Below are 20,863 nucleotides of genomic sequence, written 5' to 3' on the forward strand. Positions count from 1 at the left end.
CCACCTGACATTTGTCAGGTACGAGATCGCCCCGCTCTGCCGCCATAGCATCGGCGATGGGGCAAGAATCAGACATCATCGCAACCGATATCGAGGTGTGGGCCTGGTCGCGCCGCTTCGGCGTGGCGTTCGACCGCCTGCTCGGCGTCGAGGGCGGACACGTCAACGATCCGGTCGATCGCGGCGGCGAGACCAAGTACGGCATCTCGCTCCGCTTCCTGGCGAGCGAAGGGCGGATCGATCTCGACGCCGACGGCATCGCCGACTTCGATCTCGACATGGACGGCGACATCGACGGCGCGGACATCCGCAAGCTGACGATCGGCGACGCGCGCTATCTCTACCACCGGTGCTTCTGGCGGCGGCTCGACATCGAGCTGCTCCCGCGCCCGATCGGCGAGATGGTGTTCGACCAGGCGGTGAATGGCGGCGCGCGCGCGGCGGGCAAGATGCTGCAGCAATCGATCAATGCACTGCTGTTCGCCGGGCAGCCCAAGCTCGTGGTCGACGGTGTGATCGGGCCGGCCACGCGTTCCGAGCTGGCCCAGCTGCTCGAACAGCCGCATCCCGGCATGCCCGGCCTGGTCGGCGCGTTCCGCGATGCGGCAAAGCTCCGCTACCGCGCGATCGCTTCGGCCGATCCCAGCCAGAATCGCTTCCTGAAGGGCTGGCTGCGGCGCGCCGACGAACTGGGGAGGAACTGGTGAACTGGCTGACCTTGCTCAAATGGCTCGGGCCGGCGGTGCTGCTCGCCGGGCTCGGCTATGTCGTGCTCGACTGGATCGACCTGCGCGAGCAGGACGCGGCGCACGAGCGGTGCATCGCCGCCTCGCTGGATCCCGCGAAGGACGTGGAGCCGTGCGAGCCGGGGCTGAAGGGCGCAATCACCGTGATGCGCCGCGCCGACGTGTGCGACGCGGCGCTGGAGCCGAAGGCGCGCGACCGGTCCGGCGCGAAGACGCGCGACGAATTCGCCCTTCGCGCGAGCTGCTCGGGCGCCACAAAGCGGCTGTTCGCCGAACTGATCGCCGCTGAGGGCGATCTTGCCGATGCCCAGGGCCAGCTCGCGCGATCCGACGAGACATTGAGCGACGCCGTCGCCCGCGCCGAAGCGCGCGCCACCGCCCAAGCAACAAGGAAAGCCGCCAATGCCTCGACGCTTGCCGCAGCGCCTCGCGCTGCCGATGGCCGCGTGGCTTGCGATGCTGAGTGCCTGCGCGCACTCGCCGCAGGCACGCCCGGCGATTGAGCCCGATCCAGTCGTCCAGACGCGCACGGTAACCCGCACCGTCTGCCCGGCCGAGCTGCTGCTCGACATCCCGGCGCAGGTCGCGATGCCGGCCGGGGCGGCGATCGTCGCGAGCGACGAGACGCTGGCCTGGCTGTCGGCGCGCTGGGACCGTGAGGCGCTGCTCGAGCAGCGCCTGGCCGACGCCAGGGCCGAATGCCCGTGACGATCGAGACGCGCGATATCGAGCAGCTGCCCGAGCTGGCCGCGGTCTCGCCCGACGCCTGGACGATCGCCCAGGAGCCGGGCGGGCCGGCGGGCAAGGTCGCGCTCAAGAACCTGCTGGGCAAGCTGATCGCGACCGACACCGCGAAGGAGACGGCGGCCGATCTGGCGGCCGACCTGGCGCACCCCGCCAACGAGGTGGCGCTGGTGTTCGCCGATCCGACGCCGGCCAGCTGCGGCTGGTATCGCAAGACCGGCGCCGAAGGGGCTGGGGAATGGGTGCAGTTCGAGAAGCTTGGCGCCCAGGCCAAGGCCGAAGTCGACGCGGCGACGGTCGCAGCGCTTGTGGCGATCGCCGAGCAGACCGAGCAGCTGGACGATGCGGCCGAGCAACTCGGTGATGCGGTGGCGCTCATCGCGGCCGGCCCGCACCCGATTCTCGACCTGCCAGATCCAGACCCGGCGCGCTTCCTGTTGATCGACGACTATTCCGATACGCCCCGCCCCGCCTATTCCGATGGGTCCGCATGGCGCTGGGACAATGACGGCAGCGTCGTCGAGCCGATGCCCGGCATCGCTTCGAAATACGCCGGAATGGCCGCCTGGGCTGATTTCGGCGCGAACTCCTATGCGCTGCCCGACGCCGAGGACGCCACGCTGCCATCGCTTGCCGCGCAGCTGGATTGGCTGGCGAATTACAGCGTCGACAATCGGTCCCGCTTCGTGGTCGACCAGGACGGGCTTTTTCGCGACTTCAACGACGGTCGCAACCTGATCCGCAAGTCGGAGGATTTCTCCGGCGCAGAGTGGACCAAGACCGGCGTGACGCTGGCCGACCAGCTCGTATCGCCCAGCGGGGCCACGCTTACCAAGGTCAACCAGGTCGCCAACAATACGGCGGCGCGGATCGCCACCGTGTCGACCTTCGATTATCAGACGCACGCGTTCGCGATCGAGGCGAAGGCGGCCGAGCTTTCGATGCTGGTGATCGGCACGCAGCACGGTGACACCTTCTTCGACCTGGCCACCGGCACGGTCGGGACCTCACACGCGCTCCATCGCGACGCGACGCTCACCGACCTGGGCGGAGGCGTCTATCGCGCCCGGCTCGTCTCCGACGTGCAAAACTCGACCTTCACCGTTCGCCTCGCCGCCGGATCGGACCTGACGCCGAACGGCAATGGCGGCGGAATGTATCTCGGCGGCGCGCAGGTGACCCGAGGCGACGCCATCGTCGCGTATGAGAAGACAGATGCCGCCCACAGCGTGCTGCGCGAGCTGGCGATCGACCACCGCCACGGCAGGCCGATGTTCCGGCGCTCGATCGCGACGGGCAACCTGCTTCGCTACAATCTCGATCCCTCACAAGCAGTCTGGACCAAAACCGGCGCAACCATCGGCGCGGCGGCCGTCGGACCCGACGGCAAGCAGTCGCAGCGACCGCTGATCGAGGATGCATCGACCGGTCCGCACGCCATCACCCAGTCGGTGACCAAGACCGGTTCCACGAATACCGGCCGTATGACCGGCTTCGTACCGAAGTCGGCTACTCGTCGAGCGTATCTCGACGCGCGGCCGGCCTCCGCCGCCGCGATCGCGTGGTTCGACCCCGCAACCGGCGCGTTCGGCACGATCGGCGCCGGCTGTACGGTCGAGATCGAGGAGTTCCCGGATCACTGGCGCGTCGGGCTGTTCTGGACCGGATTTTCTAGCGGAACCTACGCTCTCAGATGGGGCATGAGCGACGCCGACGGCGTGACCGATTATACGGGCGACGGGGTGAGCGAGATGGCGTGGTGGGGACTCACCGCCGATGCCGGTCAGGCCGAGCTGCCGCACGGACTGGCGGTGCATCACAATCCGTTGACCGCGCAGATCGCGACAACCGCACTCGATGACCTGGTGCTGCCGGCGAGCGTCCAGGCGCTGCTCGTCGGCGGTGACTACACGCTGGTGATGCGCGGGCGGGATATGCGCGGCGGCAGCGAAGCCCGGCTGCTCGGTGCCGACTACTCTGCAGGCAAGCCAAGCTTCGAGCTGTTCTTTGGAACCGCCCCCTTTCTGCCGAACAAGGGCACCGCGCGAATGACCGTGACGTCGATCGTCCAGGGGAGCGCCAATGGCCTGAACGGAGACGCCGGCAGCGGCGACGGCAGGGGCGACTGGGCGATCGCGGTCGGTGAGGATCGGCTCGGCCGGACGATCAGCTTCAACGGAGGGCCGGTGGCTCCTGCGTGGCCGCGCGACAACCCCGTCGACCCGACCGGCCTGGCGATCGGCGGCAGCAAGGTGCCGAACAATCCCCCGCTGGGGAGCTTCTTTCTGGACTTCATCGGCATCATCCCCAACCGTGTCCGGGATGGTCGCGTGCGCGAGCTGGCAACGCCCGCGCCGAGCGTGGTGCTGCCCGCGCCGAACTGGACGGCGCCGGCCGCTGGCCCGTCCGAGGTGGTCAACATGTGGGCGGGCGCCAACCTCGCCACCTCGTTCATCGCCACCGGCCGCGTGACCCGGAACTGCACGGCGCGGATCGTCGTATCCGTCGCGGAGGACCTGAGCGATCCGCTTTACGGTCCGGCAACGTCCGTGACGGGCAAGATCGCGCGCGTGTCGATCGGCGGCCTGACGCCCGACACGCAATATTATTTTGCGATCGAGGCGAATGGCGCGATCGGCGCGCTCCGCGGCAAGTTCCGCACCAGCAAGCTGGGTGCGCACAGCTTCCGCTTTCTTGCCGGGAGCTGCACCAACACACGCCAGGACCGGCCGATGTTCGACCTGATGCGAGCGAAGAACGCGCTCTTCTTCTCGCACCTTGGCGACATGACCTATCTCGATCCGTACACGCCGTCCGAAAGCGCGTTCCTCTATCCCTATGAGGCGCGCGTTGCGCTGTTCCCCACGCGCGCGCGCCAGTTGCGCGAACTGCCGACGCGTCAGCAGATCGACGATCACGATTTCGGCGGTAACGGCGGGGACAGGACGATGCCGGGCAAAGCGCAGGCGCTGACCGCGTATCGCGAACAGTGGCCGATGCCGTTCGATCCCGATCCCGCGAAGGGTCTGTATTGGAGCGAAACGCACGGCCGGCTCCGGTTCATCTATCTCGACCTGCGCTCCGCCGCCGATCCGATCGACCCGCCCAACCCGGCCAACACGCTGATGGGCGCGGTACAGAAGCAGTGGTTCAAGGACGAGATCGTCGCCGCCAAGGCTGCCGGCCAACCCGTCGTCATCCTGTCGTCGCTGGTCTGGTCCGGTCCCGACGTGCTGGGCGCGCCCGGACAGGCGAACTGGCAGGATTGGAGCTTCGAGCGCCGCGAGATCGCCGACTACCTCAAGGCGCAGGACATGGCGGGCAAGGTGCTGCTGCTGTCCGGCGACACCCACGCCGCGGGCATCTCCACGGGCGCGGGCAACGACTATGCGACCGGCGGCGGCATGCCGATGCCCGAAGTGCTCGTATCGGGAATGGACGAGGAACCGGCAACCGGAGGGCCCGAGGCGTGGGATATCGGCTTTGCGCGGCCGGCAAGCCAGGTCAGCGGCCTGTACGGCGTGTTCGACGTGATCGACGGCGGCGGCGAGGCGATCGATATCGCGGTCAAGGTGATGCGCGTGACGTTCGCCACCGGCGAAGAGATGATCGCCGAAGGCATCATCGAGCCTCCCGCGCAGCTGCAGCACACGTTCACGCTGGCGGTGCCGGCATGAGCGGGCAGCTGATCCTGCGCCTCGTCGCCGGGCCGTTCTTTGGCGCGGGGCTGGCAAGCATCGCGCATGCCGCCTTACCGGCGCAGGCGGCCGCGCCGAGCTTCGGCCCGCCGCTGGTTATCGTGTTCGGCTTCGACGTGCCGGTGTTGTCGGCGATCTTCGGGCTGATCGGCGTGCTGCTGGCGCGGCGGGTCGCGCCGGCGTCGGCCGCGGGCGCCGCGCTCGGCCGGACGGGCAACGCGGCGCTGACGGGGCTGCTGGTGCTGGGCGTGCTGGCGCTGATCGTGTCGGGGGAGAAGCGGCCGATCGTCGCGCTCGGCTGGGCGATCGGTCTCGGCTATTCGGGGCTGGGCTTCATCGAGCTGGTGGCGCGCAGCGTCGTCGCCGGCGCGCGCATCATCATCGACGCATTCGTCGCGATCGCGACCAAGGGCGCGGCCGCCTGGGCCGAGCGCCGGGGAGAGCCGAAGTGAATTTCCAGATCTGGGAACTGATCCTGTGCACCGCGATCATCGCGTTTCTGATCTACGCGATCTGGCGCGGGGGCAGCTCCAATCCGGTGGGCACCGGCCAACTCCAGCGCCAGCTCAACACGATCGGCGCCGAGGTGAAAACGCTCAAGACCGACGTCGGCGGGTGCGCGCTCAAATCCGATCTCGAAGGGCTGCGGGGGGAGTTGACCGAAATGGAGAAACGCGTGGCGTCCTCGGGCGAGGTGATCGCGCTGCAGGGCCAGATCGCGACGCTGAATGCGCGGATCGCCGGCATCGAGAAGCTGACCGATCGGACCGACGCGACCGTGACGCGGATCGAGGACTATCTGCGGGGGAGCGGCAAATGAGCTATCTCGAAGACGCCTGGCTGCCGCATCTGCGGCTCACCCTGCTGCGCGTGCTGGCCAACGCGCCCTCCTATTGCGCCAATTCGTCGATCCTCGCCGAGGCCGTCGGCATGATGGGCCTGCGCGCCAGCCGCGACCAGGTGCGCAGCGAGCTGGCCTGGTTGCGCGAACAGCGGCTGGTGACGATCGAAGAGCCGTCGCCGGCGCTGCTGGTCGCCTGCATCACCGAGCGCGGCCTGGACGTGTCTTCGGGCGCCTCGACCGTGCCCGGCGTCCAGCGCCCGTCTCCGAAGGCCTGAGATGCCCGCGCCCGGCCGCCGGCGGCCATCCACCGTCGACCGCCTCGACCCCGAGGTGAAGGAGCTGATCGGCCGGCTCCGCATCGACAAGGGCTACACGATCGACGAGATCCGCGAGCAGCTGGAGAAGATGCTCGCGGCAGAGCTGCTGCCGTCGCGATCGGCGCTCGGCCGCCATGTCAAATCGATCGAGGATGTCGGCGCGCAGCTGAAGCACAGCCGCGAGGTGGCCGCCGCGCTCGTCCAGCAGGTCGGCGACGCACCGGAGGACCGCATGGCGGACCTCAACATCGAGCTGATGCACACGATGATGCTGCGGCTCCTCACCGCGACCAATGACGAAGGGGACGGGCAGCCGGTGACCTTCGGCGCGGAGGACGTGATGTTCCTGTCGCGCTCGCTGCAAAGCCTCGCGAGCGCCAAGAAGACCAATGCCGACATGGTGATCAAGGTGCGCGACCTCGCCACCAAAGAGGCCGCGAAGAAGGCCGTGGACGCGGCCAAATCGAAGGGCCTGTCGGGCGACACCGTCGAATTCATCCGCAAGGCCGTGCTGGGGAGCGACGGGTGAGCCGCGGGAACCCTTGCCCTATCGCGGGGTGCACCCGTCACGCCAAGCCCAATCAGCTCATGTGCTGGCCGCACTGGCGGCGCGTCCCGAGAGCTTTGAACCACGCGGTTTTCGACACCTATCGCAACCTGCGCCACGATCCTGACGCATACCGGCAGGCGCGAGAAGCGGCGATCGCGGCTGTCGAAGCGAAGGAAGCTGATGAGGCGCGCTCCACATGAGCGCGATCGAACTCGGGCTCGCCGAACGGCGGGCGGAGAATGCTGCGGGCGAAGAGACGCTGCAGCGCCTGCCCCGCGGCGACCTGCTGCTGCGCTATCAGCAGCGCACGATCGATATTCTCTTCGCCGGCACCGCCCTTGTTTTGATCGAGAAGTCCCGGCGTATCGGGCTGACCTGGGGGATTGCAGCGTATTTCGTTCTGAGGGCCGCGTCCGAGATCTCCGCCGGCGGGCAGAATTGCTGGTACATGGGCTACGACAAGGACATGGCGCTCGAATTCATCGAGACCTGCGCCATGTGGGCGCGCGCGTTCCATATCGGAATCGAGGACACGGGCGAGGAGCTGCTCGACCTCGACGGGGTGAACGAGGGCGTCCAGGCGTTCCGCATCCGCTTCGCCTCCGGCTTCAAGATCACCGCGCTGCCGAGCGTGCCCCGCGCCTTGCGCGGCAAGCAGGGCATCTTCGCGTGCGACGAGGCAGCGTTCCACAAGAATGTGGACGAGGTGCTCAAGGCGGCGATGGCGTTCCTGATCTGGGGCGGACAGGTGATCGTCGTCTCGACGCACGACGGCATCGCCAACAAGTTTAACGATCTCTGCGACGAGGTGCGCGCAGGCCGAAAGCGGGGCAGGCTGCTCACGATCACCTTCGCCGATGCAATGGCGGACGGACTCTACGATCGCGTCGCCCTGGTTGCGAAAACCAAGGGCGCCGAGCTGCCCCCGGCCGAGCAGTGGGAGGCCGAGATCCGTGCCTCCTATGGCGACGACGCCGAGGAGGAGCTGGACTGCATCCCCAAGGCGGGCAGCGGGTCGCTGCTCAAGCCCGAAGACATCGCCGCTTGCGAGCATCCCGACGCCGGCATCGCCGACCTGTATATGGGCGGGCTGGTCTATCTCGGCCGCGACGTGGCGCGGCGGAAGGACGGCCAGATCCAATATGCGATGGAGCTGGTCGGCGACGTGCTGTGGCAGCGCGACACCTATGAGGAATTCGGCCAGACCTTCGCGCACCAGGACGCGTTCATGGATCAGGTGTTCGCCGAACGGCGCGTCGCCGCCGCCTGGCTGGATCAGACCGGCATGGGCGAGAAGGTGGTCGAGGATGCGCAGCTGCGCCACGGCTCCTCCCGCGTCGTCGGCCAGCTGCTGACCGGGCCGACGCGGCTGGATCTGGCGATCGGCCTCGCCACGCGATTCGAGCGCGGCCTCATCCGTATCCGGCCCGACCCGAAAACCCGAGCCGACCTGCGCGCGATCAAGAAGCTGGACAGCGCCGGCGGCGGCGTGCGCATCGTCAATGAGGGCAAGGTCCACGCCGACCGATTCTGGGCCTATGCGCTGGCCAGCCGCGCCGCCGATCTGCCGCAGGCGCTGTACGATTATCGCTCCGTCCCCGGCCGCCGATCGCGCGAGGCGGCGATCGGCCGGTCGTTCCTGGAACGCGCTGGCGAGCATCCCGACGATATTCGGCCGATGGGGCGCGGCTCGCGCTTCGATCGGCCGGGCTGCTGGTGAGGACTGGTCATGGACGATGAGGAATTCGATGATGGCGAGCGCTGGTGCGAGACCTGCCACAATACGGGTGAGGTCGACTGCTATTGCGGCGGCGACCTGTGCGTGTGCGGCGGGTTCTGGGGCAACGGCACCGACCCGTGCCCGGACTGCGGCTGATGGCTGACGCGAAACCGCCGCCCCTGGTGTGGGCCAATGGCGCGCCGATGCGCCGCGAGGAGCTGGCGCGCGAGGTCGCCGGGCCGCAGCGCTTCGGCGTGCGCCAGGTGATGGGCGGGCATCCCGCGCAGGGGCTGACGCCGCAGCGCCTGGCGCGGCTGCTGCTCGACGCGGAGGCCGGCGACGCCACCGCCTATCTGGAGCTGGCCGAGGAGATGGAGGAGAAGGACCTCCATTATCAATCGGTGATGGGCACCCGGAAGCGGGCCGTCGCGCAGCTGCCGATCGAGGTGGAGCCGGCCGGCGAAAGCGCCGACGAGCAGGCCGACGCCCAGCTCGTCCGCGACTGGCTTGAGCGAGATATGCTCGAAGCGGAGATATTCGACATCCTCGACGCGATCGGCAAGGGCTATAGCTGCACCGAGCTTGTCTGGGACACTCGCTCAGTTCCTTGGCTGCCGATCCGCTGTCTATGGCGCCCTCCAAGCTGGTTCGAGTTCGACCCCGAGGATCCTGAGAAGCTGATGCTGCGCGACCTGGGCGGGCCGCAGCCGCTTTCCGCTGCCAAGTATATCGTTCATTTTCACAAGGCGAAGTCGGGTTCTCCGGTGCGTGGGGGCATCGCCCGCGCGGCCGCCTGGGGCTACATGTTCAAGAACTACGCGATCAAGGATTGGGTCGCGTTTCTTGAAACATACGGCATGCCCTACCGGGTCGGCCGTTACGACAATGGCGAGACCGAGGAGAATATCCGCAAGCTGATGGCGGCGGTCGCGGATCTCGGATCGGATGCGGCGGCGGTATTCCCGAAGAGCATGGACGTCGAGTTCGTCGACACCAAGGCGGGCACCGCGCCCAACGATCTGTGGCGGGCCAAGGCCGAATATGTCGACAGCCAGATCTCCAAGGCGGTGCTCGGCCAGACCGGCACCACCGACAGCAAGGAGGGCGGGCTCGGCGATGGCGGCAACAAGGTTCACAACGACGTGCGCGGCGACATCGAGCGCGCCGACGCCAAGCTGCTCGCCGCGACGCTCAACCGCGACCTGGTGGTGCCGCTGGTCGCGCTTAATCGGGGCCCGCGCAAGCGCTATCCACGGCTCAAGATCGGCCGGCCCGACGAGGTCGACGTCGAGAAGATGTCGCGCACGCTGCAGATCCTGGTGCCGCTCGGCCTGAAGGTCAGCCAGGAGGACGTGCGCGAGCGCGCCGGACTGCCCGCGCCGGCCGAGGGCGCCGAGCTGCTCGCCCCGCCACAGGCCGCCCAGCAGGCGCTGCCAGAGCCTCCAGGGCCCGACGATACCCGAGAGGCGGCCGACCCTGCTCTTAGAGGCCTTAAATCGCCCGCACGGGGGCAACTGAGATCGGTGGCGAGCGGCGTGGCGGCCGAGCCGGCGTCACCGGACGCGATCGACGATCTGACCGATGAGGCGCTGGGCGACTGGGAGGAGCTGGTCACGCCGCTGATCGAGCCTGTCGAGCAGCTGCTCGCCTCCGCCTCGACGCTGGGGGAGGCGCGGGCCCTGCTCACGTCCGCGATCGACGAGATGGACCCGGCCGCGTTCACCGAGCTGCTGGCGCGCGGCGGCTTCGCGGCGCGCCTGGCCGGCGATCTCGACGCGCGCGGAGAGGCGTGATGGTCGGGCTCGGCGAAGCATTCACCTTCGCGCGGCCGATCGCCGCGCAGCATCGCAACGCGAGCGGCATCCGCGTCACCGCGCCGGCGGGCAGCCCGCGCTTCGACCATGACGAGAGCGGCGTGCCGCTCGGCCTGCTGGTCGAGCTGGGGCCGGCGCTCGGCCAGGGCGACCGCGTGCGGCTGGCCGCGCCGGTCACCCAGCCGGGGCCGATGACGGTGCTCCACGCGGTTCTCCGCGGCGGCGCGGTCGACCGGCGCGCGATCTACACGCGCGACGCGTCGGCGACGATCGACCGCTGCCTGGCGCAGACCGGCCGCCACCAGGTGATCGCCGCGCTGCCCGGCTTCGTCCAGCCGCGCGAGGGCCGGGTGCGGGCGAAGGGCGAATGGTGGCGGCTCGCATCGGTGCTCGTCGACGGCGCCGGCGCGGCGATCGGCGTGGGCGGCGGCCGCGCGCTGATCGAAGGCTGAAGCGTGGCGGAGACGCCAGAGAGATCGGGCTCGGGCGCGATCTCGCCGATCCCGCTGGTCGAGCAACAGGAGGCGCTGCGCTATTTCCGGGCGAAGGGGCTGGAGATCGGCTTCTCCTGGCTCGACGTTTGGCAGGAGGAGCATGCCCGCTCCTTCACCGTCGCCAAGGCGATGACGCGCGACCTGCTGGAGGACATCCGCGCCGCCGTCGACGCGGCGATCGCCGAAGGCCAAACGCCCGACGAATTCCGAAAAGGCCTGCGGCCGATCCTCGAAGCCAAGGGCTGGTGGGGCCGCAAGACGATGATCGACCCGCTCACCGCCGAGCGCAAGAATGTGCAGCTGGGATCGCCGCGCCGGCTCGGCGTGATCTACCGCGCCAACATGCGCACCGCCTACCAGGCCGGGCGGTGGGAGCGGATCGAGCGGCAGAAGAAGGCCTTCCCGATCCTGGTCTACAAGTCGGTCAAGGACGGCCGCGAGCGCGAGGAGCATGGCGCCTGGCACAACACCGCGCTGCTGGTCGACCATGATTGGTGGGAGACGCATTATCCGCCGTGCGACTGGGAGTGCCGCTGCACCGCTGTGGCGATGAACGCGCGCCAGCTCGCCAGGCGCGGCCTCACGCTCACGACGTCGCCGATAGCGTTCCCGCCGCGGCTGTGGACCAACAAGCGCACCGGCGAGGTGCATTCGATCGAGCGCGGCATCGGCGCGGGCTGGTCCTACAATGTCGGCAAGGCGCATCTCGCCGGGCTGGCGCCGCCGCCGATCGGCGCGGGCTTCGGCGGCGCCGACATCGCGGCGGCGGCGTCGCCGATCGCGCGCTTCCTCGCCGCGTTCGGCATCGGGGAGGATTCGGCCGGGCGCGTGTTCACCGATCGCGGCGGCTGGCCGCTGGCGATCTCGGCCGCCTGGTTCCGCGACGCCGCCGGCCGCCTGGCGCTGCCGCCGCCCGACCGGCGCGGCCAGCTCGACCAGGCGGCGGAGACGATCGCCGAGCCCGACGAAATCCGCTGGGTGTGGATCCGCGGCGAGAGCGGCGGCGCGATGCTGTTCCGCCGCTACCTCCGTCTCGCCGGCACCCGTGTCGCCAGCGTGGTCGATGTCGGCCGCGCCGGCTGGCGCTTCCGCATCGCCCGCGGCGGCGAGCTGGCGGCGCTGCGAAACGGGGCGATCGCCTGGTCGGCCGAACGCGCGGCAATCGCCGCCTACAATCCGCATCAGCCGCGCGACCAGCGCGGACGATGGCGGGACACCAGCCACGCCGCCAGCGTCTGCGTGTTGGCCGCGCCACTGACCGAGGGCGAGCGAGCGGCGATCCGAACCTATACGGGGGACGGCTTCGCCGCGATCAACGGCTATCTTCGCGGGCATGACGATGACGGCGACTATTCGCTGAGCTTCGACGAGGCCGACGACGCCGCGGCGCATCTCGATTCGGCGATCGCCAAGTCGCGGCTGGCGAGCGACATGCGCCTGTACCGCGGCGTGCCGGCGGCCGAGGTCTACGGCCTGCAGCTGCGCAAGGGCGACGAGTTCGGCGATCCGGGCTTCACCAGCACCAGCAAAAGCTGGATCGAGGCCGATCGCTTCGCCCAGTCGCGCGGGGATGGCGGCGTGCTATTCATCATTCACGCGAAAGCTGGTACACCGGCGCTCGACGTGACGCGCGAGAGCAGCGTCGGAACCGGCGAGTATGAAGTGCTGTTCAGCCGGGGGCAGCAGTGGAAGGTGAGAGATTTTGACGAAGGCGGAACGCGCATCGACATCGAGCCGGCCGAATGATCGGCCGCTCAACCCGCGTGTCTTCGACGATCGAGGACACGCCTTTCGCGTCACCAAGCGGGGCGATGCCGAAGGCCCCTTGTTCGGCGCGAAGCCCAAGCCCTAATTCGCATGCGTTCATCCAGGCGGCGCGGCTAGATCCTCGCCGCCCTTCTTTGTGCCGGCTTTCTCCTGACAAATGTCAGGTTAGAGCGCGCTTGAGCCGGCCCCATAGCCGGCGTCATGAAGCGGGGGCTCCAGACAGCTGCGGGACACGCCATCGGCTCGGCGATCGAGATCGCCGGGGCCGAGCCGCCGGCGCGCATCCAGCTCATGCCGATCGGCCGCTGGAAGGGGAAGAACGGCGCCGGCCCCTATGAGCTGAGCGACCGGGCGCACGCCGACGCGGTGATCGCGGCCACGGCGGCCCGGCTCGGCAAGAGCGATTTCATGGTCGACTACGATCACCAGGCGCCCAACGGCGCGGTGCCCGGCGTCGGCGGGACGGCGATCGCCTCGGCCTGGGTGAAGGCGGATGACCTGGTCGCGGCCGATGACGGCATCTGGGCGGAGAACGTCCAGTGGACCGCCAAGGCCAGCCAGCACATCCGCGACCGCGAGTATCGCTACATCAGCCCCTATTTCCTGCACCGGCCTGACGGGCGCGTGACGCTCCTCATCAACGCCGGGCTCACCAACACACCGAACTTCGACCTGGCCGCCGTCGCGGCCTCCACCACCGGAGAAGACCTGACCATGACGATTCCTGCATTGATCCTCGCGGCCCTCGGGCTGGGCGAGGATGCGACGGTCGAGGCGGCGGTCGCCTCGATCACGGGGCTGAAGGAGGCCAGGACGAACCTCGCCGCCACGGCGAGCGCGCTCGGCCTCGCCGCCGATGCCACCGGGGCCCAGGTCCAGGAGGCGGCGGCCTCGGCGCTGGCGGGCAAGGGCAATGCGTCGGAGCTGGCCAGCGTCAAGGCGGAGCTGGACGAGATCAAGGGCGAGCGGATCACCGCTGCCGTCGCGACCGCGATCCAGGCGGGCAAGATCACGCCGGCCCAGAAGGACTGGGCCGAGAGTTACGCTAAGGAGAAGGGGCTTGCCGCCTTCGCCAGCTTCCTTGGCGGCCAAGCGACGGTGCTCGCGCCCGGCGCCCGCGGCAAGCCCGATGTCGACCTTTCCTCCGACGCCCTCACCCCCGACGAAAAGGCGGTCGCTTCAGCCCTCGGCCTTTCGGAGGAGGCCTACCTCAAGACCCGCAAGGAGACCGCGCAGTGACCGCCCTCACCGCACCGCGCCTCAAGACCCGCAATCGCGCCGGCGACGTGTTCGCCCGCAAGGTGGCGGAAGGCGTGACGATCTATCAGGGCGCGCTCGTTGCCCTTTCCGCCACCGGCTTCGCCACGCCAGGCGCCACCGCCACCACGCTGAAGGCGGACGGCATCGCCAAGACCACCGTCGATAATAGCGACGGGAATGACGGCGACCTGACCGTGGAGGTGGAAAAGGGCGTCTTCCCGTTCGCCAATTCGGCGGCCGCCGACGCGATCACGATCGCGGAGATCGGCACCGACTGCTACATCGTCGATGACCAGACCGTCGCCAAGACCAGCGGGACCAACACCCGTTCGGTGGCCGGGAAGGTGGTCGACGTGGACGCCGCCGGCGTCTGGGTCCGCCTCACCTAACCGGAGACACCGACACATGCTCATCAATTCGGGCAATCTGCGCACGCTCGGGGTCGGCTTCAACGCCGCCTTTAAGCAGGGCCTCGGCATGGCCGCGACCCAGTATGGGACCGTCGCGACCGTGATCAACTCGACCACTGGCAAGGAGGAATATGGCTGGCTCGGTAAGATGCCGGGCATGCGCGAATGGATCGGCGACCGCGTCATCAACAACATCGCGACGCACGACTACACGATCAAAAACCGGGACTGGGAAGACACCATCGCGGTCGATCGCAACGACATCGAGGACGACACTATCGGCATCTACAGCCCGCTCTTCCAGGAGATGGGCCGGGGCGCCGAAGCGCATCCCGACGAGTTGGTGTTCGGGCTTCTCAAGGCCGGCTTCACCACGCCCTGCTATGACGGCCAATATTATTTCGACACCGATCATCCGGTGCTCGATGCGGACGGCAACATCATCTCCGTCGCGAACACGGATGGGGGCGCGGGAACGCCCTGGTTCCTGATCGACGACACCCGCGCGCTGAAGCCGGTGATCTTCCAGAAGCGCAAGGCACCTCAATGGGTCGCACTCGACCGCCCCGACGACGAAAACCTCTTCATGCGCAAGAAGTTCGTCTACGGCGTCGACGCCCGCTACAATGTCGGCTTCGGCTTCTGGCAGTTCGCCTGGGGCTCCAAGCAGACGCTGAACGCCGCCAACTATGCCACCGCGCGCGCCTCGCTGATGGGCATGAAGGGCGATTACGGCCGCCCGCTGGGCCTTCGGCCGACCAAGCTGGTGGTGCCGCCAAGCCTCGAATCCGCCGCGCTCAAGATCGTCAACAACGAGCTGGGCGCTGGCGGCGAGACCAACGAGTGGAAGGGCACCGCCAAGGTGGAGGTGGTGCCGTGGCTGGCGTGATGGAGGACGCGCCGCTGGGCGGCACCATCCGGGTCAGCGCGGTGCGGCCGTTCCGGCGAGCCGGCTTCGCGTTCGGCCGCGAGCCGACCATTCTAACTGCCGAGGATGTCACTCCCGAGCAGTTGGTCCGGCTGCTCGACGAGCCGCTGCTCGCCGTCCACATGGCGATGGACGGGCGGTGGGTGACGTTCCCCGGCCAGGAGCTGGCGGAACTGCGGCAGCTGGCCGAGGAGACGCGCGGCCTGACGCGTGATGCGATCCGCGCCCGGCTGCTGACCGGCGGCCTCAATGTGGATGCCGAGGTGCAGCGCGCGATGCTGGGGCGCATGTCGTCGGAGCCAGGCACGGGTGCCGGCGCCAAGCACTCGGCGGGCGAGCACGACTTGGTCGAGCAGCCGACCCTTGATCCGGAGCCGGCGCTGCCGGTGGCCGGCGCGGCGGACACCAACGCCACCGCGGCCGAGCTGGTGGCCGACAAGCCCAACGGCCCGGAGTCAGACACGGCGGCGGCGATCGAGGCGGGCGTCGCGGCGCCCACGTCCAATCCGGCCGATCCGGTTGCGCCCAAGCCGACCGCCCCGGCGAAGGCCGCGAAGCTGACGCCGGCCAAGCCCAAAGTCGCGAAGCCCCCGGCCAAGCCGGCCAGCTGAGTTCGTCACCCAGGCGGGTCTCTTTCCCGCCCGCCTGCCGCCTCGGCCGGGGCGCGAACCGCCCCGGCCATTTCGAAGGACGCCCGCCTTGTACGCTACCGTCGCCGACATGCTCGATCGCTTCGAGGAGCGGGACCTGGTCCAGCTCACCGATGGCGACGACGCGGTCGATGCGGTGCGGGTGACCAAGGCGCTGACCCGCGCCACGGTCACCATCGACGGCCACGTCGCCGCCAAATACCGGACGGGCGGCCTGCCCGTGCCGCCGCTGCTCACCGAGCTGGCCTGCGTCATCGCCTATTATCACCTGCACCGCGATGAGACGCCGAAGAAGGTGAAGGACGATTACGAAGAGGCCCTGTCGGACCTCGTGAAGATCGGAAAGGGGGTGATCAAGCTGGACGCCGGGGAGGAGACCATCCCCGCGCGTGACGGAGCAATTTTGGTCGAGCGGCCCGAACGCCTGTTCGGCCGCGATTCGATGGCGGGCTTCTGATGTCGGCTGCGAAGGCGATCGAGGCGCGCATCGACGGCGTCGCCGATCTGGAACGCAAGCTTGGCGGGTTGCTCACCCGCTTCGGCAATCTGACGCCGCTGATGGACCGCTTCGGCATGGTGCTGGTCACCTCGACGGTCGAGCGATTCGACGACGAGCGCGATCCGCAGGGTGATGCCTGGTTGCCTAGCATCCGCAAGCAGACTGAGGGCGGCAAGACGCTGACCGACAAGGGGCTGCTAAGGCTGTCCCAGACCCACATTGCAAGCCGCGATCAGGTCGAATGGGGCAGCAATCTCCGTTACGCGCGCGCCCACAACGACGGCGCGATCATCCGTGCGAAGGGCGGCGGCAAGCTGCGCTTCAAGTTGCCCGGCGCCCTCGGCTTTCGCACCGTCGACCAGGTCGTCATCCCGCAGCGCGAGTTCCTCGGCGTCTCCGCCGACGATCGCGAGGAGCTGGAGGCGCAGACGGTCGAATGGGTCGCCGAGGTCGCGCCCGAGGTCGAGCCGTGACCGGCTTGCGCTTCTATCTCGGCCGCGATCACTGGCGTGATGACGGCTGGCTTCTTTTTGCTGCTCTCTGGCCACGGCCCGAAATTACACCTGAGGGTGAGCGTATCCGGGCCCTCATCTGGTTCGAGGTCAGCTTCTCCCTGCCTCGGTTTGCGTTTGAAAGAACTGCCTTGCGCGACCTTGGAGCGGGCATCGTCCGATCGGCAGCATGGACCGGGCGCGAGCCGGGATCGTGGCGCATGGTGTCCCGACCTCGCCTGAAATTCTGGTGGCAGCGGTGACCGGCGGCATCATTATCCTGTGGCTGTGCTGGGCGGTCCCGGCGGTGTTCCTCGCCTGGCTGTTCGCCGGGTGCGATCTCAAGGGCTGGCGCGAGCTGACCTTCGCCGCCTTCTGCATCCTGCTGTGGCCGATCGCCTTCCTGTGGGGGTGTTTCGACGTCGCCTGCGACGGCTGGGGCGCGGCGCGATGATCGCCGCGATCGTCACCATTCTCGTGGTCATCTGGCTCGCCGGCGCGGCGCTGCTGACGGTGATGTTCGCGGGCGCCGACACCGACGATACTGCCGAAACGATCGAGCTGCTGCTCGCGGTCCTGTTCTGGCCGATCGCGATGGCGTGCGGCCGCATCGGCATCCAGATCGATATCGCTGGAGGCGAGCGGTGATGGACGACGCCGTCGTCAAAACCGGCATAGCCCTAGAAGCCGTCGCCGCGATGCTCGAAGCGCTGGCCAAGGCGCCCGATGCCGATCCGCGCTCGATCGCCCTCACGCGAACCCAGTTCGAAACCGCGTTTCTATGGGCAGCCTCCGCGGTGCAGGGAAAGGGTGTGTTGTCGTGATCTCGGCGGTGGAGCTGGCGATGCTCGCGCGCCTCAAGGCGGCGGCCGACGCCGATCGGCTGGGCTATGCCTGGAAGACCCTCGACACCTATCCGGAGGATTGGGGCGCCTACCTCGCCAACGATCCTTGGCGCGCGCCGGCGGCCTGGGCGAGCTTCGACGGGTTTCGCGGGGCCAGGCGCGACGATCGCGGCGGTCTGATGGCGCAGTGCTCGTTCGGCCTGGTCGTCGCCTCTCAGTCGAAGCGCAACCAGGCGAGCGCTCGCCACGGCCATGGCGACGCCGAGCCGGGCAGCTATCAGCTGATGCTCGACGCGGTCGGGCTGCTCGACGGCTCCGATCTCGGGCTGGAGGAGTTGGGCGAGCTCACCTTCGCCGGCGCGGCCGCGGTCGCGCTCGACGAGAGCTTGCGCAAACGCGGCGCGTCCTTGATCGGCATCCGCTTCGATTGCGAGCTGCCGATCGCCGCGCTGACGATCGAGGACGGGCGCGAGATCGCACCGTTCGAGGTGTTCCACGCCAATTGGGACATCGCGCCCTTCGGCGGGGTCGATGCGGATCGCGAAGCGCCCGGCGTCCAGCTGCCCGCCGACGACGCGGCCGACGCGACCGACCATGTCGAGCTGCCGCAATGAGCGACACGATCTTCCTTCGCCCGGCACCCGGCCGCCTGGTCCGCCATCCCGACGGGTCGCGCCTCGGGAGCGAGGGCGCGCCGGTCGCGCCCTCGCCTTACTGGCAGCGCCGCATCGACGATCGCGACGTGCTGGTCGGCCGGCCGCGCAAGTCCACCCGCCATCCCAAACCCAACTCCAAGTCGGAGAGCTGATCGATGTCCGTGAGCTTCCTGTCCATTCCCGCCCAGCTGCGCACGCCGGGCAGCTATATCGAGTTCGACAGCTCGCGCGCGGTGAGCGGCCTGCCGCCCGCGCCCAACAAATATCTGCTGATCGGCCAGCGGCTCGCTGCCGGCACGGTCGCGGCGCTGACGCCGACGCGGATCGTCTCCGCCGATCAGGCGGTCCAGGCGTTCGGCCGCGGATCGATGCTGGCGGCCATGGCGCGCGTGCTCAAGCTCGCCGATCCGCGCACCGAATGCTGGGCGGTCGCGCTGGACGACGACGCCGGCGGCACCGCGGCGACGCACACAATCACGGTCACCGGACCGGCGACCGCGGCGGGGTCGATCGCGCTGATGGTCGCCGGCCGGCAGGTCAAGATCGGGGTGCTGCCGGGCGACGCCGCCGCGACGATCGCGACCGCGATCGCCGCCGCGATCAACGCCGATCCGGACATGCCGGCGACCGCCGCCGCCGCCGCCGCGGTGGTGACGCTGACCGCGCGGCACAAGGGCACGGCGGGCAGCGACATCGATGTCCGTCACAGCTTCTACCAGGGCGAGGCGCTGCCCGCCGGCGTCGCGCTCGCGGTCGCCGCCGGCGTCGCCGGCGCGGGCAACCCGGCGCTCGCCGGTGCGATCGCCGCGATCGGCGACGAGCAGTATCAGACGATCGTGCTGGGCTTCGCCGACGCGGCGACGCTGACCGCGATCGAGGCCGAGCTGCTGTCGCGCTGGGGGCCGCTCAGGCAGATCGAGGGGCTGGCCTTCGCCGGCGCGCGGGGCGCGCACGGCGCGCTGCTCGACCTGGGCGAGGCGCGAAACAGCCAGCTCGTTTCGATCATCGGCGCCAAGGCCTCCCCGACGCCGCCCTGGGAATGGGCGGCGAGCTATGCCGGCGTCGTCGGCTTCAACGGCGCGATCGATCCGGCGCGGCCGTTCCAGACGCTCACCCTGCCCGGCGTTATCCCGCCCGCCCAGAAGGACCGCTTCACGCGGATCGAGCGCGATCTGCTGCTCGCCGACGGCATCTCCACCTTCACCGTCGACGCCGGCGGCGCGGCGATGATCGAGCGCGCGATCACCACCTATCAGGTCAACGCGCAAGGGCTGGAGGACATCGCCTTCCTCGACGTTACCACCCCGCTCACCCTCGCCTATATCCGCCTGGCGGTGCGGTCGATGATCGGGCTCAAATATCCACGGCACAAGCTGGCCGACGACGACACCAACTTCCGCCCCGGCCAGGCGATCGTCACCCCGAGGATCCTGCACGCCGAGCTGATCGCGCTCATGCGCCAGCTGGAGGAGGCCGGGCTGGTCGAGAATATCGAGCAGTTCAAGGCCGATCTGATCGTGGAGCGCGACAAGACCGATCCCGGCCGGATCAACGCGCTGCTGCCGCCCAACATCGTCAACCAGTTCCGCGTGTTCGCGGCGCGGATCGAGTTCCGCCTCTGAGGACCGCGTGAGCGGTCGCTGAAGCGTACATCAGAAGGGAGTTAGAGAGTGGCGAACAGGAACAAGGTGCTGGGCCAGGCGCGCGTCAAATATGACGGCGAGCTGCTGGAGACCGACGGGCAATCGCAGATGGAGCTGGGCGGGCCGGTGCGTACCGCCGTGCGCGGCGACTACCAGGCCGGCGCGTTCAGCGAGGCGACCGCCGAATCGAAGCTGACCGCCAATGTGCTGATCAAGGCCGGGCTCAGCCTTGTCGGCTTGCGCAACATCGACAACGCGACCGTGACGTTCGAGGCCGACACCGGCCAGACCTACATCGTGCGCAACGCCTATGTCGCCGACGTGATCAGCTTCTCCTCTGGCGAGGGCAAGGCGGCGGTGGTCTTCCAGGGCCCGCCCGCCGAGGAGATGCTGTGATGGCCGAAAAGCGCCGCTACGCGCTCAAGCACCCGATCCGCGTCGTCACGCTCTCCGAGGCGGGCGTCGAGAAGGAGAGCTTCATCCGCGAGGTGACGCTCGCCGAGCGGATCAAGGGCCGTCACATGCGCGCCGCCGACAAGGCGACGGGGCCGGCCAGCGCCAAGCTGCTGATGCTCGGCGCGCTGGTCGGCCTCTCCGCGCGCGAGATGGACGAGATGGACGGCGAGGACATCGACACCATCGACGCGATCTTCGAGGGCGACGCCGATGCGCTCGCGCAAGTGGTGACCGGCCCTTTGGCGGATGGCCAGGCAACTGGCCCGACGCCCTCGACGACATAGCCGCCGCCTTCCATTTCGGCGCGGCCGAGCTGCTCGACATGGATCTC

General features: G+C 68.9%; 28 protein-coding genes. All 28 read left to right on the plus strand.

Annotated elements, in window-relative coordinates; genetic code table 11:
* The first annotated feature begins 56 nt into the window (after window positions 1-56).
* The 28 genes from D1610_RS11570 (at window position 57) to D1610_RS11690 (ending at window position 20,816) form a co-directional block, all read left to right on the plus strand.
* Window positions 57-707: a glycoside hydrolase family 108 protein gene (locus D1610_RS11570; RefSeq protein ID WP_118864348.1), complete on the plus strand. Its 651-nt coding sequence runs from the start codon at window positions 57-59 to the stop codon at window positions 705-707.
* Window positions 704-1,249: a hypothetical protein gene (locus D1610_RS11575; RefSeq protein WP_118864349.1), complete on the plus strand. Its 546-nt coding sequence runs from the start codon at window positions 704-706 to the stop codon at window positions 1,247-1,249. The genes D1610_RS11570 and D1610_RS11575 overlap by 4 nt, the downstream gene beginning before the upstream one ends.
* On the plus strand, window positions 1,203-1,454 hold the full coding sequence (locus tag D1610_RS11580) for a hypothetical protein (protein ID WP_118864350.1): 252 nt from the start codon (window positions 1,203-1,205) through the stop codon (window positions 1,452-1,454). The genes D1610_RS11575 and D1610_RS11580 overlap by 47 nt, the downstream gene beginning before the upstream one ends.
* Window positions 1,445-5,167 (plus strand): phage head spike fiber domain-containing protein, encoded by a 3,723-nt coding sequence (locus D1610_RS11585; RefSeq protein WP_118864351.1) that lies wholly within the window; start codon window positions 1,445-1,447, stop codon window positions 5,165-5,167. The genes D1610_RS11580 and D1610_RS11585 overlap by 10 nt, the downstream gene beginning before the upstream one ends.
* The gene (locus D1610_RS11590; protein ID WP_118864352.1) at window positions 5,164-5,640 is read left to right on the plus strand and encodes a hypothetical protein; all 477 of its coding nucleotides are present in this window, start codon (window positions 5,164-5,166) and stop codon (window positions 5,638-5,640) included. The genes D1610_RS11585 and D1610_RS11590 overlap by 4 nt, the downstream gene beginning before the upstream one ends.
* Window positions 5,637-6,008, plus strand: coding sequence for a hypothetical protein (locus D1610_RS11595; RefSeq protein WP_118864353.1), 372 nt, complete (start codon window positions 5,637-5,639; stop codon window positions 6,006-6,008). Before D1610_RS11590 ends, D1610_RS11595 begins: the two co-directional genes overlap by 4 nt.
* Complete coding sequence (locus tag D1610_RS11600) at window positions 6,005-6,307, plus strand: VpaChn25_0724 family phage protein (protein WP_118864354.1); 303 nt, start codon at window positions 6,005-6,007, stop codon at window positions 6,305-6,307. The genes D1610_RS11595 and D1610_RS11600 overlap by 4 nt, the downstream gene beginning before the upstream one ends.
* Window position 6,308: 1 nt before the next feature.
* Complete coding sequence (locus D1610_RS11605; RefSeq protein WP_118864355.1) at window positions 6,309-6,878, plus strand: DUF3486 family protein; 570 nt, start codon at window positions 6,309-6,311, stop codon at window positions 6,876-6,878.
* A gap of 95 nt (window positions 6,879-6,973) precedes the next feature.
* Complete coding sequence (locus D1610_RS17520; RefSeq protein WP_281268976.1) at window positions 6,974-7,099, plus strand: hypothetical protein; 126 nt, start codon at window positions 6,974-6,976, stop codon at window positions 7,097-7,099.
* A complete protein-coding gene (locus D1610_RS11610) occupies window positions 7,096-8,619 on the plus strand; it encodes a phage terminase large subunit family protein (protein WP_118864356.1) in 1,524 nt (507 codons plus the stop codon). The genes D1610_RS17520 and D1610_RS11610 overlap by 4 nt, the downstream gene beginning before the upstream one ends.
* Before the next feature lie 9 nt (window positions 8,620-8,628).
* Window positions 8,629-8,775, plus strand: a complete 147-nt coding sequence (locus D1610_RS17095; protein ID WP_182466801.1) for a hypothetical protein — start codon at window positions 8,629-8,631, stop codon at window positions 8,773-8,775.
* Window positions 8,775-10,412, plus strand: coding sequence for a DUF935 domain-containing protein (locus tag D1610_RS11615; protein ID WP_147414323.1), 1,638 nt, complete (start codon window positions 8,775-8,777; stop codon window positions 10,410-10,412). The genes D1610_RS17095 and D1610_RS11615 overlap by 1 nt, the downstream gene beginning before the upstream one ends.
* On the plus strand, window positions 10,412-10,885 hold the full coding sequence (locus tag D1610_RS11620; RefSeq protein ID WP_118864358.1) for a hypothetical protein: 474 nt from the start codon (window positions 10,412-10,414) through the stop codon (window positions 10,883-10,885). The genes D1610_RS11615 and D1610_RS11620 overlap by 1 nt, the downstream gene beginning before the upstream one ends.
* A 3-nt stretch (window positions 10,886-10,888) precedes the next feature.
* Window positions 10,889-12,673 carry a phage minor head protein gene (locus tag D1610_RS11625; RefSeq protein ID WP_118864359.1) on the plus strand — a complete coding sequence of 595 codons (1,785 nt, stop codon included), beginning with the start codon at window positions 10,889-10,891 and terminating at the stop codon, window positions 12,671-12,673.
* Between the two features lie 222 nt (window positions 12,674-12,895).
* The gene (locus tag D1610_RS11630; protein WP_118864360.1) at window positions 12,896-13,933 is read left to right on the plus strand and encodes a phage protease; all 1,038 of its coding nucleotides are present in this window, start codon (window positions 12,896-12,898) and stop codon (window positions 13,931-13,933) included.
* The gene (locus tag D1610_RS11635; RefSeq protein ID WP_118864361.1) at window positions 13,930-14,343 is read left to right on the plus strand and encodes a hypothetical protein; all 414 of its coding nucleotides are present in this window, start codon (window positions 13,930-13,932) and stop codon (window positions 14,341-14,343) included. The genes D1610_RS11630 and D1610_RS11635 overlap by 4 nt, the downstream gene beginning before the upstream one ends.
* Window positions 14,344-14,359: 16 nt before the next feature.
* A complete protein-coding gene (locus tag D1610_RS11640) occupies window positions 14,360-15,253 on the plus strand; it encodes a Mu-like prophage major head subunit gpT family protein (RefSeq protein ID WP_118864362.1) in 894 nt (297 codons plus the stop codon).
* Window positions 15,241-15,903, plus strand: coding sequence for an HI1506-related protein (locus D1610_RS11645; protein WP_147414324.1), 663 nt, complete (start codon window positions 15,241-15,243; stop codon window positions 15,901-15,903). Before D1610_RS11640 ends, D1610_RS11645 begins: the two co-directional genes overlap by 13 nt.
* An 88-nt stretch (window positions 15,904-15,991) precedes the next feature.
* Window positions 15,992-16,399: a gp436 family protein gene (locus D1610_RS11650; RefSeq protein WP_147414325.1), complete on the plus strand. Its 408-nt coding sequence runs from the start codon at window positions 15,992-15,994 to the stop codon at window positions 16,397-16,399.
* Entirely contained in the window at window positions 16,399-16,914 is a 516-nt protein-coding gene (locus D1610_RS11655) for a phage virion morphogenesis protein (protein WP_118864365.1), read from the plus strand. The genes D1610_RS11650 and D1610_RS11655 overlap by 1 nt, the downstream gene beginning before the upstream one ends.
* A 208-nt stretch (window positions 16,915-17,122) precedes the next feature.
* Window positions 17,123-17,386, plus strand: a complete 264-nt coding sequence (locus D1610_RS11660; protein WP_222927001.1) for a hypothetical protein — start codon at window positions 17,123-17,125, stop codon at window positions 17,384-17,386.
* On the plus strand, window positions 17,383-17,580 hold the full coding sequence (locus tag D1610_RS11665) for a hypothetical protein (RefSeq protein WP_118864367.1): 198 nt from the start codon (window positions 17,383-17,385) through the stop codon (window positions 17,578-17,580). The genes D1610_RS11660 and D1610_RS11665 overlap by 4 nt, the downstream gene beginning before the upstream one ends.
* Window positions 17,580-17,756 (plus strand): hypothetical protein, encoded by a 177-nt coding sequence (locus tag D1610_RS17100; RefSeq protein WP_182466802.1) that lies wholly within the window; start codon window positions 17,580-17,582, stop codon window positions 17,754-17,756. Before D1610_RS11665 ends, D1610_RS17100 begins: the two co-directional genes overlap by 1 nt.
* A complete protein-coding gene (locus tag D1610_RS11670) occupies window positions 17,753-18,391 on the plus strand; it encodes a phage protein Gp37 (RefSeq protein WP_182466803.1) in 639 nt (212 codons plus the stop codon). The genes D1610_RS17100 and D1610_RS11670 overlap by 4 nt, the downstream gene beginning before the upstream one ends.
* On the plus strand, window positions 18,388-18,585 hold the full coding sequence (locus tag D1610_RS11675) for a DUF2635 domain-containing protein (protein ID WP_118864369.1): 198 nt from the start codon (window positions 18,388-18,390) through the stop codon (window positions 18,583-18,585). Before D1610_RS11670 ends, D1610_RS11675 begins: the two co-directional genes overlap by 4 nt.
* Window positions 18,586-18,588: 3 nt before the next feature.
* A complete protein-coding gene (locus tag D1610_RS11680; RefSeq protein WP_118864370.1) occupies window positions 18,589-20,055 on the plus strand; it encodes a phage tail sheath subtilisin-like domain-containing protein in 1,467 nt (488 codons plus the stop codon).
* Between the two features lie 48 nt (window positions 20,056-20,103).
* Window positions 20,104-20,472, plus strand: a complete 369-nt coding sequence (locus D1610_RS11685) for a phage tail tube protein (RefSeq protein ID WP_118864371.1) — start codon at window positions 20,104-20,106, stop codon at window positions 20,470-20,472.
* Complete coding sequence (locus D1610_RS11690) at window positions 20,472-20,816, plus strand: phage tail assembly protein (protein ID WP_118864372.1); 345 nt, start codon at window positions 20,472-20,474, stop codon at window positions 20,814-20,816. The genes D1610_RS11685 and D1610_RS11690 overlap by 1 nt, the downstream gene beginning before the upstream one ends.
* The last annotated feature ends 47 nt before the right edge of the window (window positions 20,817-20,863 follow it).

Source organism: Sphingomonas gilva (assembly GCF_003515075.1).
In the GTDB taxonomy this organism is placed as follows: domain Bacteria; phylum Pseudomonadota; class Alphaproteobacteria; order Sphingomonadales; family Sphingomonadaceae; genus Sphingomonas; species Sphingomonas gilva.

What these genes read in the sequence shown, in the direction of transcription:
- D1610_RS11590 (WP_118864352.1), top strand. Translation starts at nt 5,164, where the DNA reads ATGAGCGGGCAGCTGATCCTGCGCCTCGTCGCCGGGCCGTTCTTTGGC.
- D1610_RS17095 (WP_182466801.1), top strand. Translation starts at nt 8,629, where the DNA reads ATGGACGATGAGGAATTCGATGATGGCGAGCGCTGGTGCGAGACCTGC.
- D1610_RS11640 (WP_118864362.1), top strand. Translation starts at nt 14,360, where the DNA reads ATGCTCATCAATTCGGGCAATCTGCGCACGCTCGGGGTCGGCTTCAAC.
- D1610_RS11585 (WP_118864351.1), top strand. Translation starts at nt 1,445, where the DNA reads ATGCCCGTGACGATCGAGACGCGCGATATCGAGCAGCTGCCCGAGCTG.
- D1610_RS11655 (WP_118864365.1), top strand. Translation starts at nt 16,399, where the DNA reads ATGTCGGCTGCGAAGGCGATCGAGGCGCGCATCGACGGCGTCGCCGAT.
- D1610_RS11680 (WP_118864370.1), top strand. Translation starts at nt 18,589, where the DNA reads ATGTCCGTGAGCTTCCTGTCCATTCCCGCCCAGCTGCGCACGCCGGGC.
- D1610_RS11675 (WP_118864369.1), top strand. Translation starts at nt 18,388, where the DNA reads ATGAGCGACACGATCTTCCTTCGCCCGGCACCCGGCCGCCTGGTCCGC.
- D1610_RS11580 (WP_118864350.1), top strand. Translation starts at nt 1,203, where the DNA reads ATGCTGAGTGCCTGCGCGCACTCGCCGCAGGCACGCCCGGCGATTGAG.
- D1610_RS11630 (WP_118864360.1), top strand. Translation starts at nt 12,896, where the DNA reads ATGAAGCGGGGGCTCCAGACAGCTGCGGGACACGCCATCGGCTCGGCG.
- D1610_RS11600 (WP_118864354.1), top strand. Translation starts at nt 6,005, where the DNA reads ATGAGCTATCTCGAAGACGCCTGGCTGCCGCATCTGCGGCTCACCCTG.
- D1610_RS11570 (WP_118864348.1), top strand. Translation starts at nt 57, where the DNA reads ATGGGGCAAGAATCAGACATCATCGCAACCGATATCGAGGTGTGGGCC.
- D1610_RS11660 (WP_222927001.1), top strand. Translation starts at nt 17,123, where the DNA reads ATGGACCGGGCGCGAGCCGGGATCGTGGCGCATGGTGTCCCGACCTCG.
- D1610_RS11665 (WP_118864367.1), top strand. Translation starts at nt 17,383, where the DNA reads ATGATCGCCGCGATCGTCACCATTCTCGTGGTCATCTGGCTCGCCGGC.
- D1610_RS17100 (WP_182466802.1), top strand. Translation starts at nt 17,580, where the DNA reads ATGGACGACGCCGTCGTCAAAACCGGCATAGCCCTAGAAGCCGTCGCC.
- D1610_RS11615 (WP_147414323.1), top strand. Translation starts at nt 8,775, where the DNA reads ATGGCTGACGCGAAACCGCCGCCCCTGGTGTGGGCCAATGGCGCGCCG.
- D1610_RS11610 (WP_118864356.1), top strand. Translation starts at nt 7,096, where the DNA reads ATGAGCGCGATCGAACTCGGGCTCGCCGAACGGCGGGCGGAGAATGCT.
- D1610_RS11605 (WP_118864355.1), top strand. Translation starts at nt 6,309, where the DNA reads ATGCCCGCGCCCGGCCGCCGGCGGCCATCCACCGTCGACCGCCTCGAC.
- D1610_RS11690 (WP_118864372.1), top strand. Translation starts at nt 20,472, where the DNA reads ATGGCCGAAAAGCGCCGCTACGCGCTCAAGCACCCGATCCGCGTCGTC.
- D1610_RS11620 (WP_118864358.1), top strand. Translation starts at nt 10,412, where the DNA reads ATGGTCGGGCTCGGCGAAGCATTCACCTTCGCGCGGCCGATCGCCGCG.